The organism is Streptacidiphilus sp. EB129, from assembly GCF_041262645.1.
Classification (GTDB): Bacteria; Actinomycetota; Actinomycetes; order Streptomycetales; family Streptomycetaceae; genus Streptacidiphilus.
Window position 1 is genome coordinate 113,908 of sequence record NZ_JBGCCS010000020.1, and the last position, 12,611, is coordinate 126,518.

Below are 12,611 nucleotides of genomic sequence, written 5' to 3' on the forward strand. Positions count from 1 at the left end.
GGCGAACGCAACCGACGCGGTCATGGCTCGTTGATCACGCCATGAAGAACGTCATCATGCACCGGCGGCTGACCGTCGTGGTCGCGGTCGCCGCCCTGACGCTGGGGGTTGCGGGCGCGGGGAACGCGCAGGCGAGCCCGGCCGCCCCCGGTTGCCCGACGGCGGAGGTCTTCGCCACCGACAACACGGAGATCATCACCGATCCGGCCGACCCCCGACTCAGCACCCCCCTCACCCGCTTCGCGCACGAGGTACGCGCGATCATCCGCGCCAACGGTGCGAGGTCCGGCGCATCGACCCTGCTGAACGGCGTCTTCTGGTCCGCCGACCTGAAGCAGGCCACCTACGAGCGCTCACGCGAGTTCGACGTCAACAGGGTCGGCCGCGACGGGCTCCACCACATCGCCGATGTCATCGCCAAGCAGTACCACCAGGAGTCGGTGCTCACGTTCCGCTGCCTGCCGAGGACGTCGGCGGAGACCGACGCGGTCGAGATCCAGGCCCCCGGGGTCAACTCGACCCGGCTGCACGACGCGCTGCTCGCCGACCCCGAGGCGCGCGACCGGCTCGGCGGCGGCTCGACCACCCTGGACGGGCGGCTCATCCTGGTCGCCCCACTGGCCGACCTGCCGCTGGCCCGGAAGTTCGCGACCGAACTCGGCGTCAACGGGAAGAAGGCCGTGCTGCGCTACGGCGACGAGCAGTTCGTGAGCTGAGGCGGGCGCGCGGCCGTCGCCGTCGGGGTGACCTCAACGGCTGGGCTGACCCGGGAAGCGAGGATCCATGACCGACGAGGACGCACTGGCCGATGCCCAGCGCGGACACTGGCAGCACACCTACGCCGCGCATCCGGGGATGTACGGCGAGAGGCCGTCGGAGCCGGCGGTGTACGCCGCCGTAGCGTTCCGCGCGGCCGGGGCGAGGGAGGTACTGGAGCTCGGTGCCGGTCATGGTCGCGACGCCCTCCACTTCGCCCGCGAGGGCTTCACCGTGCGGGCCACCGACTTCAGTGCTACCGGCCTTGAGCAGCTGCGCGCCGACGCCCTGGCCCAGAACGTCACCGAGCGGATCACCACCGTCGTGCACGACGTGCGTGACCCGCTGCCGTACCCGGACGATTCGGTGGACGCGGTCTTCGCGCACATGCTGCTCTGCATGGCGCTGACGACCCCGCAGATCCAGGCCCTCGTCGGCGAGATCCGCCGCGTCCTGCGCCCGGGTGGGGTGTTCGTCTACACCGTGCGCCACACCGGTGACGCCCACTGCGGCACCGGCACCGCTCACGGCGACGACATCTACGAGCACGGAGGCTTCGCCGTGCACTTCTTCCCACGCGACCTGGTCGACTCCCTCGCCGAGGGCTGGAGCGTGCCGCAGGTCCACCCGTTCGAGGAGGGCGACCTCCCCCGTCGCCTGTGGCGCGTCACCGTGACACTGCCTCAGTGATCGCGGGCAACTGGTCGAGGTCGTTGAGGATCCCCGCCGGGCGGCGGAATACCGGCTGGTGGAGGGCGGTTGCAGGCGGGAAACGCAATCGAAGCGCGGGGGCGCGGCGCAGGCCGAAGAACGACCCCCGGTGACCCTGGAGCACACCATGGCCCGCTCGTTCCTCTTCCTCCTCGGCAGTGCCCGAAAGGACGGCAACACCGAACTGCTGGCTCGTGCGGCTGCGGAGCAGTTGCCCCGCGACACCGACCAGCGGTGGCTGGACCTGGCGGAGCTTCACCTGCCGGACTACTACGACGCCCGCCACGCGGCGGACTCCTGGCCGCAGGAGGAGAGCGATGAGGCGCTGCTGTGGGAGGCGACGCTCGCCGCCACCGACGTGGTGATCGCCTCGCCGCTCTACTGGTACTCCGTGTCGTCCTACGCCAAGCGTTACCTCGACTACTGGTCGAAGTGGCTGTCCACCCCCGACCCCGGCTTCAAGGCGAAGATGGCCGGCCGCACGCTCTGGGGCGTGACCGCGCTGGCGCACCGCGAGGAGGAGGTCGCCGAGCCGCTGGTGCTCACCCTGAACCACACGGCGGCCTACATGGGGATGCGATTCGGTGGCGTACTGCTGGGCAACGGCTCCCGGCCGGGCCAGGTACTCGCGGACGAGCGGGCCGCCGTCCGGGCCAAGACCTTCTTCGCCCAGGAGGCGCCGTTGGCCCGCTTCCCCTACGAAGCGGAGTGAACCGGGGCCGGCAGGGGTGCCCTGCCGGCCCCGCTCGATGTCGGCGACCCCGGATCCGTCCCGGTGTCGCCGACGTCAGGACGACTGCGGTCGCTGCAGTCCGCGGAGGAGCAGCTCGACCAGGCGGCGGGGGTCGTAGCGCGGGTCGCCGTCACGTCCGACGCAGAGGTTGCCGATCCCGCGCATCAGCTCGTAGGCCTCCGTGCCGGGGCTGATCTCGCCGGCCTCGACCGCGGCGTCGAGCAGCTGCGCGCAGGCGGGCACCAGGCGGTCCAGGAAGTAACTGTGCAGCGCCTCGAAGCCGCCGCTGTCCGACTGCATCGCGTGGGCGAGCCCGTGCTTCGTGACCAGGAAGTCGACGAAGAGGTCCACCCACTGACGGAGCGCCACGAGCGGGGAGCCCGAGCCGGCCAGCAGGGTCGGGCCGGCCTCGGCGCATGCCTCGACCTGGTGGCGGTAGACCGCGACGACGAGATCCGCCCGGGTCGGGAAGTGCCGGTAGATCGTCCCCATCCCGACGCCCGCCCTGGCCGCGATCTCACGGATCGGCGCGTCGACTCCGGAGCTGACGAACACCGCGGCGGCGGCCGCGAGCAGCGTCTGCTGGTTGCGAACCGCGTCGGCCCGCTTGCTTCGGGCCGGCACCTCCCCGGACGTGCTTGCAGTGGGCACCACGCTCTCCTTCCGACGGCCGTTGACAAAACGGAGCAGTGCTCCGTATGTTAATCGGAACAGCGATCCGCTTTCAGGGTAGCCGAAGCCGGACGCTCCCGGCCCCCCGGCCGCCTTGCCCGCCGTCGGCCGAACGGGACCGGCGGCAGAGGCCATCGAAGGGAACACGCACCATGAGTGAATCAACCAACACACCCGGCACCATCAGCTCGCCCAGCCCGGTCCTCTCGGTCGGCCCGGTAGTGCTGCCGGCTCCCGACCGGGCCGTGGACCTGCAGCTGCGGGTCTCCGCGCCGGTGACCGGGACCGACCTGCCGGTCATCCTGCTCTCGCACGGTCAGGGCTACTCGAACCACCTCTCCTCGCTGAACGGCTACGCCCCGCTCGTCAACTACTGGGCGGCGCACGGCTTCGCCGTAATCCAGCCGACCCATCTGAGCTCGACGACGCTGCGCCTGGACCCCGGCACCCCCGGGGCGCCGCTGCACTGGCGATCGCGGGCCGAGGACATGACGCGCATCCTCGACCGGCTGGACGAGATCGAGGCCGCCGTCCCGCAGCTCCACGGGCGCCTGGACCGGAGCAGGGTCGCCGTGGCCGGGCACTCGATGGGCGGCCACACCGCCAGCCTGTTGCTGGGCGCGCGGCTCACCGATCCCGAGGACGGAACGGAGGTGAACCTCGCCGAGCCCCGGATCAGGGCGGGCGTGCTGCTTGCCGCGCCCGGCAGGGGCGGCGATGCGCTGACCGAGTCGGTGGCCCGGAATCTCTCCTTCTTCCTGACCACGGACTTCTCCGCGATGACGACGCCCACGCTGGTGGTCGCCGGCGACAAGGACACCTCTCCCCACCTGACGGTCCGGGGCGCGGACTGGCACGCCGATCCGTACCTCCTCTCCCCGGGCCCCAAGTCGCTGTTCACCCTGTTCGAGGCGGAGCACGGGCTCGGCGGGGTCTCCGGATACGACGTGGCCGAGACCACGGACGAGAACCCCGAGCGCGTGGCCGCGGTCGCGCGACTCACCTGGGCCTACCTCCGCAGCGAGCTCTACCCCGGGGACTCCGCCTGGCAGGCGGCGTGCGACACGCTGACGGCCGGACCCAGTCCGTTCGGGCGGGTCGAATCCAAGGGGGTCGAATCCCACTAGCACCGGCCTGGGGCCCGACGCCCGGATGGGGGTGAAATAAGGCGATATGCCGCTCCCTGCTGTCACCATCGACCGAGAGGCAGCACGGTCGCGGGCGCTGAGGAGACGATGTGGAATCACCGGACGGGCCCGTCGCAGGCCCCCCGGCGTCGGTGGCCGCGGATCCCTTCGCCCCGTTGCGATCGAGGGGGTACCTGGTACTCCTGCTGCTGGCCGCCGTCCTCGGGGCCGTCCTCTCGGCGGGAGCCTGGGGGTTTCTTCAGGCCGTCTCCCATCTCCAGACGGTGCTCTACACCGATCTCCCCAAGGCGCTGGGCTTCACGCGGCCACCGGCCTGGTGGCCGCTGCCGCCGCTGGCGCTGGCAGGCGTCCTGGTCGGGGCGGCGGTGCGCTACCTGCCCGGCACCGGCGGTCACGAGCCGGCTGAAGGCCTCAAGACCGCGGGTGTCACCGTGGCCGCCGATCTCCCCGGCATCCTCCTCGCCGCACTGGCCTCGCTCGGCTTCGGTGCCGTCCTCGGCCCCGAGGCGCCGCTGATCACCCTCGGCGGCGGCCTGGCCGTGTACGCCGTCCGGCTGATCCAGCCCGGGGCCGACGCCAGGACCCAGGCGGTGGTGGGCGCGGCCGGGAGCTTCGCCGCCGTCAGCGCGCTGCTCGGGTCGCCGCTGCTGGGGGCGTTCCTGCTGATGGAGGCGTCGGGACTCGGCGGCCCGATGCTCGGGATCGTGTTGCTGCCCGGCCTGCTCGCCGCCGGTGTCGGCGATCTCGTCTTCATCGGACTCGGCTCCCTGGCCGGGGTCGGCACGGTCACCCTGTCGATTCCCGGCCTTCCGGCCGTGCGCCACCCCGACGTGGCCCAGTTCGGCTGGGCTCTGGTCATCGGGTGCGGCGCGGCCCTGCTCGGCACCGGAGTCCACCGTCTGGCGCTGCTGGCCCAGCGGCAGGTGAACCGCAGACGCGCGCTGCTCACCCCGCTGGCCGGCCTGTGCGTGGCGGGGCTCGCCATCGGCTACGCCGAGGGCACCGGAAAGCCGTGGTCCGACGTGCTGTTCTCGGGCCAGTCCTCGCTGCCTCAACTCCTGCTGCACAACCCGGACTACACCGTGGGCGCGTTGACGCTGCTGCTGGCCTGCAAGTGGCTCGCCTACGGGGCGTCCCTGGCGGCCTTCCGCGGTGGCCCGATCTTCCCGGCGATGTTCCTCGGCGCCGTGGGCGGGATCGCGCTGGCGCATCTCCCCGGACTGCCCGTCGTCGCGGGCGCCGCCATGGGGATCGGAGCGATGTCGGTGGCCATGCTCAGACTGCCGATGACCTCGGTCCTGCTGGCCACCCTGCTGCTGGGACAGGACGGTCTGACGGTCATGCCGCTGGTGATCGTCGCCGTCGTGGTCTGCCAGGTGATGTGTTCCCGCCTCACACCGCCGCCGGCCACCGCTCCGACCACCGCTCCGGCATCCGCGCCACTCGACGGGGGACGTCCGTGACGACCAGCCAGATCCTGCTGGGCGTCGGACTGACCCTGGTCCTCGCGGTCGGCTGCCAGATCGTGGCCAGTCGACTCCGCTTCCCGGCCCTGGTGATCCTGCTGCCGGTGGGCTTCACCGCCGGCGCACTGACCGGCGACGTCAACCCCCAGCACCTCCTCGGACCGGCGTTCTCACCGCTGGTCTCGCTGTCCGTGGCGGTGATCCTCTACGACGCCGGCCTCGCGCTCGACCTGCAACGGCTGACGGGTCACACGCGTCGGGCGGTCGTCCGGCTGATCTCGCTCGGGGCGCTCATCACCAGCAGATCAGCGAGGCCTGGGGTTCGCTGCTCCAGTTGCTGCTGAACGTCGTCGTGCTCGTCCTCGTGGGCGTCCTCGCGCTGCGTGTCCAGCGGAGCATCTGGCGGCGCGTGCTCCGGCGTGGCGGCGGAGCGCCCCGGCGGGCGCGGCCCTAGGTACCGCCGGCGGGCCGGCCTCAGCCGGCCGGGTCGTGCCAGGTGTCTCCGTGCGGGAGCAGCGCGTCCGCCTCCTTGGGACCCCAGGTGCCCCGGGCGTAGGGGTGGACCGGGACGACGTTGCCCAGGATCGGGTCCACGATGCGCCAGGCGGCCTCGACGGTGTCCTGCCGGGCGAAGAGCCAGCGGTCGCCGTCGAGCGCCGCGCCGATGAGACGGTCGTAGGGGCGCATGTCGGAGCCGGGCTGTTCGCTGAACGAGAGTTCTTCGTGCTTGGCCCGCCAGCCGCCGCCGGGCAGCTTCCCGGCAAGGGTCAGACCCACCTGGGTCTCCGGCCAGATCCGGAACCTCAGGGAGTTGGCGGCGGGTGTCGGCCGCAGGCCGAACACGTCGTGCGGTGCGCTGCGGAACTTGACGGAGATCTCGGTGGCGGTGACCGGAAGGCACTTTCCGGCGCGGATGAGGATCGGCACGTCGGCCCAACGCCACGAGTCGGCGCTGAGGCGGATGGCGGCGAAGGTCTCCACGGTCGAGTCGGGGTCGACGCCGTCGACCTGCCGGTAGGCCTCGTACTGGCCGCGCACGGTGTGCCCCGGGCCCAGCGGGTGGAGCGAGGAGACCACGTGCGCCTTGGAGTCGCGCCAGGATTCCAGGCCGCCCTGGCCGGAGGGCGGGTCGGCGAGGACGGTGGCGAGCACCTGCAGCATGTGGTTCTGCACGACGTCGCGGATGGCCCCGGCCCGGTCGTAGAACCGGCCGCGGTCGGCGACGTCGAAGGCCTCGGCCATGGTGATCTGGATGCTTTCGACGTGCGTCCGGTTCAGCAGGGGCTCGATCACCGAGTTGGCGAAGCGCGCGAACAGGACGTTCTCCACGGGGTCGAGTCCGAGCCAGTGGTCGACGCGGTAGATCGCGTCCTCGGAGAAGTACTCGTGCACGGTCGCGTTGAGCTTCCGGGCACTCTCCAGGTCGTTGCCGAAGGGCTTCTCGACCATCACCCGGGCGCCCTCGGCACGGCCGGCGGTGGCGATTCCCCTGGCGATCCGGGCGAACAGCGGCGGCGGGACCTCGAGGTAGTACAGGGCCCGCTTGCCGCTTCCCATGGCGTCGGACATCTGCTGGTAGGTCGCGTCGTCGTCGAGGTCCCCGTCGACGTAGCGCAGTAGCCCGAGCATCTTCGTCGCGGCCGGGGATCCGGGGTCCACGCCGTTCAGGGTGAGCGAAGCCTCGGCGTAGGCCCGGAACTGCTCCAGACCCCAGCCGCTCTTCGCGACCCCGACCACGGGTACGTCGAGGACCCCGCGTTCGACGAGTCCGACCAGGGCGGGGAACGTCTCCAGCTTGGCCAGGTCGCCGGTCGCTCCGAAGATCACCAGCGCGTCCATCTGTTGCGTCGCCATCTCTGGACTCTCCTGCCTCTGATTCTCTCCCGCTCGGGTGCGGCGGGGACCGGTCGGCTCAGCCGCGGGGTCCGCCCACGTAGTAGTTGACCTCGGGAGGGAACTCGTTCCCGTCCTTGTCGTACCAGTACTCGGGAGCCCGGTACTTTCCCTTGACGAACACGGCGGTGGAGTCCCGGTTGTCGCGTTCGCGCGGCGGGTAGTCCCCGCGTTCGAGGATCAGGACTCGCTTCCCGGTCGGCGCCAGTCGGTGCGCGAGCGTGCCGCCGCCTGCGCCGGTGCCGATGACGTCGTAGCTCTGATCGTCAGCCACGCGGGGTTCCGTTCTGGGGTGGTTCCTGCTGCTGAGGCCGCGGCCCGGTTCACTCGTGGGCGCCCGGTCGCGCACCGAGGCGCGCCCGTTCAGCGGTCCTCTGCGGACAGGTCATGCCACTTCGCACGCTATAGCGACCTGCGCGGGACGGCGACCGCAGGCGTCGCGGCGCCGCCCAGGGCGCGGAAGGCCGCTGCGGCGGCAGCCGATCGGGCCGCGCCCGACAGGGCTAACCGCGCGGTGTCCCGCGTTCGGCGAGCCCGGTCTGTGCTGTACTGCCGGAAAGGCATAAAAGGTAATTGATCGGCAATAAGGGACGAAGGTCCGTGCATGAGCCAGCTCGACCTTGCCCGTCTCCAGTTCGCCATGACGTCGATCTACCACTTCCTCTTCGTCCCGGTCACCATCGGGCTCAGCTCTCTGACGGCCCTTCTGCAGACCGCCTGGCATCGCACCGGACAGGGCGACTACCTCCGGCTGACCCGGTTCTTCGGGACACTGATGGTGATCAGCATCGCGGTCGGGGTGGTAACCGGTCTGGTCCAGGAGTTCCAGTTCGGTATGGACTGGTCGGCGTACTCGCGCACCGTCGGTGACGTCTTCGGGGCCCCGCTGGCCATGGAGGGTCTGGCCGCGTTCTTCCTCGAGTCGACCTTCCTCGGGCTGTGGCTCTTCGGCTGGGACAGGCTGCCCAAACGCCTGCACCTCGCCACGATCTGGGCTGTCGCGGCAGGCGGCACGCTGTCGGCCGCGTTCATCATGGCGGCCAACTCGTGGATGCAGCATCCGGTCGGCTACGCCCTCGACGCCTCGACCGGACGACCGCAACTCGACGACGTCTGGGCGCTGTTCACCAACCCCGTGTTCCTGCGCGGATACCTGCACGTCCTGCTGGCCTCCCTGGTGACCGGCGCCGTGGTGATGCTGGCAGTGTCCGCATGGCAGCTGCGCAAGGGCGCCGCCCCGGACGCGTTCGGTGCGTCGGCGCGCCTGGCCCTGGTCGTGCTGGTGCCCACGCTCCTGCTGGCGATGCTGGTCGGCAGCGAACTGGGGGTGACCGAGGGCACGTACCAGCCGATGAAGATCGCGGGAGCCGAAGCCCAGTGGACCACCTGCCAGCCCTGCTCGTTCTCCCTGTTCCAGGTGGGCGGGGGCAACAACGACCAGACCCCGACGAAGATCATCGCAGTGCCGCACCTGCTGTCCCTGCTGGCGACCAACCACTGGAACGGGAAGGTGCTGGGGCTGGACCAGATCCAGAGCCAGTACCGGCAGCAGTTCGGAGCCGGCAGCTACGTGCCGAACATCTTCGTTCAGTACTGGTCCATGCGGGTCATGGCGTATCTCGCCGTGCTCGTCCTGGTGGTCGGCCTGTGGGGGCTGTGGGCGATCAGACGCCGGACCCTGGCCTTGTCGCACTGGTTCCAGCGGGCCGCGGTATGGGTGGTCGTGCTGCCCTTCCTGATGAACACCGCAGGCTGGCTGCTCACCGAGAACGGCCGGCAACCGTGGATCGTGCAGGGCCTGCAGCTCACCAGAGACGGGGTGTCCCCGTCGGTCGGTACGACCACCGTGGCGATCAGCATCCTGGTCTTCCTCGTCCTCTACGCCGCACTGGCCGTGGTGGCAGGCGTTCTGATGACACGTCACGCACGCGGGGGGCTCGCCCCCGGCCCCGCCGCAGCGGACTCCCCCGTCCCGTCCCTGAGCTACTGAGAAGCAAGAGACCCACGAGGTTAGGCACATGGCGCTCGCCACGTTCTGGTTCATCCTCACCGCCGTGCTGTGGACGGGATTCTTCGTCCTGGAGGGCTTCGACCTCGGCGTGGGCATGCTGCACACCGTGGTCGCCCGCGACGAGGCGGGCCGACGCGCGGTGATCAACACGATCGGGCCGCTGTGGGACGGGAACGAGGTCTGGCTGATCGTCGCGGCCGCGGCCATGTTCGCCGCGTTCCCGGCCTGGTACGCGACCATGTTCTCCGGGTTCTACCTCGCCCTGGTCGTGCTCCTGGTGGCGCTGATCGTCCGAGGGGTGTCGTTCGAGTTCCGGGGAAAGATCGACAGCGTCCGGTGGCGACGCACCTGGGACACCCTGCTGACCCTCGGCAGCTTCTTCGTCCCGCTGCTCACCGGCATCGCCCTGGGCGACCTGCTCCACGGCGTTCCGATCGGGCAGAACGAGGAGTTCGCGGGCTCCTTCGCCGATCTCTTCCCGGCCTACTCGGTCTTCACCGGCATCACCCTGGTGCTGCTCTGCCTGCTGCACGGCGCCACCTTCATCACCCTGAAGACGACCGACCAGGTGCGGCGCCGGGCCTCCCTGCTGGCCCGTCGGCTGGCCCCGCTCACCGCCCTGGCCGTGCTGGCCTTCCTTCCGTGGACGCACTCCACGGCGGGCAAGGGAGTGCTGCCCAGCATCGTTCAGCTGATGGCCGTTCTCGCGGTCCTCGCGGCGACCTGGCTGGTGGTCTCCGGCCACGAGGGGTGGGCCTTCACCGCGACGACCTTCGCGATGGCCACCTCCGTCCTGTCGCTCTTCGTCGACCTCTACCCCCGCGTCATGGTCTCCAGCACCGATCCCGCGTTCAGCCTGACCGTGAACAACAGCGCCTCCGGGGCCTATGCGCTGAAGGTGATGAGCGTCGTCGCCATCGTCCTGTTCCCGGTGGTCCTGGCCTACCAGGGCTGGACCTACCACGTCTTCCGCAGGCGGGTCTCCAGCGCGCAGTTCCAGACGGCGCCGGAGCAGCAGCCCGGCGCCGGGCCGGGCTCCTCGGCCTCGGGCGAGTGACGGCCCTGGTGTCATCGACGCAGTTGCTGGTCCAGCGCCTCGTCGAGGGTGGTGGCCGCCATGATCAGGGAGAGGTGGGTGAAGGCCTGCGGGAAGTTGCCCAACTGCTCCCCGGAGGGGCCGATCTCCTCGGCGAACAGTCCCACGTGGTTGGCGTAGGTGAGCATCTTCTCGAAGGCGTACCGGGCCGGTGACAGGCGTCCGGCGCGGGCGCACGCGTCGACGTACAGGAACGAGCACAGGCTGAAGGTGCCCTCGGACCCGCGCAGGCCGTCGGGGGAGGCCGCGGGGTCGTAGCGGTAGACCAGGCTGTCGGAGACCAGCTTGCGGTCGATCGCGTCCAGCGTGGACAGCCACGCCGGATCCCGCGGGGCCAGCAGGCCGACCCGGGGGATCAGCAGCAGCGACGCGTCCAGCACGTCCTCGCCGCCGTAGTGCTGGACCAGGGCCTTCTCGGCCTCGCTCCACCCGCGGGTCATCATCTGTTCGAGGACGGCGTCGCGGGTGTCGCGCCAGCGGATGATGTCCGCGGGCCGACTGAACTCCTGCGCCAGTTTGATGCCGCGGTCGAAGGCGACCCAGGTCATCACCCGGCTGTAGGTGAAGTCCTTGCGGCCGCCACGGGTCTCCCAGATGCCCTCGTCGGGCCGGTCCCAGTTGTCCGCGAGCCAGTCGAGGGTCTTCGCCGCCCCCTTCCAGCCCTGGTAGCCGGCCTGAATGCCGATCTCACGGCCCTCGGCCATCGCGTAGAAGGCCTCACCGTAGATGTCGAGCTGTAGTTGGTCCATGGCGGCGTTACCGGCCCGGACGGGGTAGGAGCCCCGGTATCCCTCCCAGTGCTCCAGGATCTCCTCGCTCAACTGCGGGTCACCGTCGACCCGGTACATGATCTGCAGCCGCTCCCCGGGGAGGTCGAGCCGGTCCTGGACGCGGTCGCCGAGCCAGTGCGTGAACCCGGCGGCCTCGTCGGCGAATCCGAGGTCCAGCAGGGCACGGACCGACAGCGAGGCGTCACGGACCCAGGTGTAGCGGTAGTCCCAGTTGCGCTCGCCGCCGACCTGCTCGGGCAGGCCCATGGTCGCCGCGGCGATCGGGGCCCCGGTGGGCGCGTAGGTGAGGAGCTTGAGCGTGATGGCCGAGCGGTGCACCATGTCCGGCCAGCGGCCGCTGTAGTTCGAGGTACGCACCCAGCGCTGCCAGTAGTTGACCGTGTCCCAGAGCTGATCGGTGAGGCCCTCGACGGTGGGCGCCGGGGGCGCCGCGCCGTCGGCCGCACAGACGGTCAGCACCACTCCGGCGCTCTCCCCGGCGCTGAGGGTCACCGAGCCCCGGACATCCTTGTCCGCCCGTTCGAGGGGGAAGGTGGCCTTCAGGTGCATCGAGATCCCCGGTGCGCGGAACGCGGCGCCCTCGGCGTCCAGGTGGAGCTGGTGATCGGCGCGCCCGTAGTCGAAGCGCGGGCGGCAGTCCAGCGTGAAGCGGACGGTGCCGCGCACCGCCCGCACCGCCCGCAGCAGTGTGTGCCGGTCGGTGGCCTGGCCGGAGTGGTCCGGGGGCATCCAGTCGATGACCTCGCCGACCCCGTCGGGTGACATGAAACGCGTGACCAGGACGGCGGTGTCCGGGTAGTACAACTGCCGGCAGGTCGCCTCGGAGCCCTCGGGCGCCAGCCGGAAGTAGCCGCCCTTGTCGTGGTCGAGCAGGGCGGCGAAGACGCTGGGCGAGTCGAACCGAGGGGCCGCGAACCAGTCGAGGACGCCTTGGGAGGAGATCAGGGCGACGGTTTGCAGGTCCCCCACCAGGCCGTGGTCGGCGATGGGCGGGTAGCGGTCCATGCGTGCTCCAGTGTGTCGGTGAGCTTCCCCCGACCAAAGCTCTGCGAGTGTCCGTGATCAGCCGGTCCCGCGCATGGTCCTCGCGATGGCGAGCGGATCCTCGCCCAGGGCCTGCAGGCGTTCGGCGAGTCTGCGGATCTGGGCGTCCTTCTCGTTCTCGTCGGCCGCGGCGGTGGCGAGGGCGGTCCTTCTGCCCTCGTAGGCGCCGCCGTCGTAGACGCGCAGGACGAAATCCGAGGCCGTGGCCTGATCGAGGTCTTTCGTCAGGGCCAGGAGTTCGTTGGTGTAGGCGACGGCCGGATGCGGCTCCATATGACCATGAGAACGCC

At 70.6% G+C, this 12,611-nt stretch carries 11 protein-coding genes and 2 pseudogenes; 8 read left to right on the plus strand and 5 right to left on the minus strand.

Annotated features, from left to right (window positions below; all coding sequences use genetic code 11):
• Window positions 1-41: 41 nt before the first annotated feature.
• The 3 genes from ABH925_RS23780 (at window position 42) to ABH925_RS23790 (ending at window position 2,179) form a co-directional block, all read left to right on the plus strand.
• The gene (locus tag ABH925_RS23780; protein ID WP_370150864.1) at window positions 42-716 is read left to right on the plus strand and encodes a hypothetical protein; all 675 of its coding nucleotides are present in this window, start codon (window positions 42-44) and stop codon (window positions 714-716) included.
• A gap of 67 nt (window positions 717-783) precedes the next feature.
• Window positions 784-1,446, plus strand: a complete 663-nt coding sequence (locus ABH925_RS23785; protein WP_370150865.1) for a class I SAM-dependent methyltransferase — start codon at window positions 784-786, stop codon at window positions 1,444-1,446.
• Window positions 1,447-1,594: 148 nt separating this feature from the next.
• Window positions 1,595-2,179, plus strand: coding sequence for a flavodoxin family protein (locus ABH925_RS23790; RefSeq protein ID WP_370150904.1), 585 nt, complete (start codon window positions 1,595-1,597; stop codon window positions 2,177-2,179).
• Between the two features lie 75 nt (window positions 2,180-2,254).
• Here ABH925_RS23790 and ABH925_RS23795 read toward each other — a convergent pair whose 3' ends face one another.
• Window positions 2,255-2,851, minus strand: a complete 597-nt coding sequence (locus tag ABH925_RS23795; protein ID WP_370150866.1) for a TetR/AcrR family transcriptional regulator — start codon at window positions 2,849-2,851, stop codon at window positions 2,255-2,257.
• A 173-nt stretch (window positions 2,852-3,024) separates the two neighbouring features.
• On the opposite strand from ABH925_RS23795, the gene ABH925_RS23800 reads away from it, so the two are divergent.
• The 3 genes and pseudogenes from ABH925_RS23800 to ABH925_RS23810 all read left to right on the plus strand — a co-directional run.
• Entirely contained in the window at window positions 3,025-3,999 is a 975-nt protein-coding gene (locus ABH925_RS23800) for an alpha/beta hydrolase family protein (RefSeq protein WP_370150867.1), read from the plus strand.
• 176 nt (window positions 4,000-4,175) lie between these two features.
• Window positions 4,176-5,483: a chloride channel protein gene (locus ABH925_RS23805; RefSeq protein ID WP_370150868.1), complete on the plus strand. Its 1,308-nt coding sequence runs from the start codon at window positions 4,176-4,178 to the stop codon at window positions 5,481-5,483.
• Window positions 5,480-5,797 (plus strand): annotated as a pseudogene (locus tag ABH925_RS23810) (sodium:proton exchanger); the annotation flags it as partial. The gene ABH925_RS23805 and the pseudogene ABH925_RS23810, both read left to right, overlap by 4 nt.
• A gap of 163 nt (window positions 5,798-5,960) precedes the next feature.
• Here the strand turns inward: ABH925_RS23810 and zwf are convergent.
• Both zwf and ABH925_RS23820 read right to left on the minus strand, forming a co-directional pair.
• The gene (gene zwf / locus ABH925_RS23815) at window positions 5,961-7,340 is read right to left on the minus strand and encodes a glucose-6-phosphate dehydrogenase (protein ID WP_370150870.1); all 1,380 of its coding nucleotides are present in this window, start codon (window positions 7,338-7,340) and stop codon (window positions 5,961-5,963) included.
• Between the two features lie 70 nt (window positions 7,341-7,410).
• A pseudogene (locus tag ABH925_RS23820) lies at window positions 7,411-7,653 on the minus strand (NAD(P)-binding protein); the annotation flags it as partial.
• Between the two features lie 330 nt (window positions 7,654-7,983).
• Here ABH925_RS23820 and ABH925_RS23825 point away from each other — a divergent pair.
• Together ABH925_RS23825 and cydB are read left to right on the plus strand one after the other, a co-directional pair.
• Entirely contained in the window at window positions 7,984-9,369 is a 1,386-nt protein-coding gene (locus ABH925_RS23825; RefSeq protein ID WP_370150871.1) for a cytochrome ubiquinol oxidase subunit I, read from the plus strand.
• Between the two features lie 28 nt (window positions 9,370-9,397).
• Complete coding sequence (cydB, locus tag ABH925_RS23830; protein ID WP_370150872.1) at window positions 9,398-10,447, plus strand: cytochrome d ubiquinol oxidase subunit II; 1,050 nt, start codon at window positions 9,398-9,400, stop codon at window positions 10,445-10,447.
• 11 nt (window positions 10,448-10,458) lie between these two features.
• Here cydB and ABH925_RS23835 read toward each other — a convergent pair whose 3' ends face one another.
• Window positions 10,459-12,282 (minus strand): glycoside hydrolase family 15 protein, encoded by a 1,824-nt coding sequence (locus ABH925_RS23835; protein WP_370150873.1) that lies wholly within the window; start codon window positions 12,280-12,282, stop codon window positions 10,459-10,461.
• Window positions 12,283-12,339: 57 nt separating this feature from the next.
• Window positions 12,340-12,594 (minus strand): hypothetical protein, encoded by a 255-nt coding sequence (locus ABH925_RS23840; protein WP_370150874.1) that lies wholly within the window; start codon window positions 12,592-12,594, stop codon window positions 12,340-12,342.
• Window positions 12,595-12,611 lie beyond the last annotated feature (17 nt).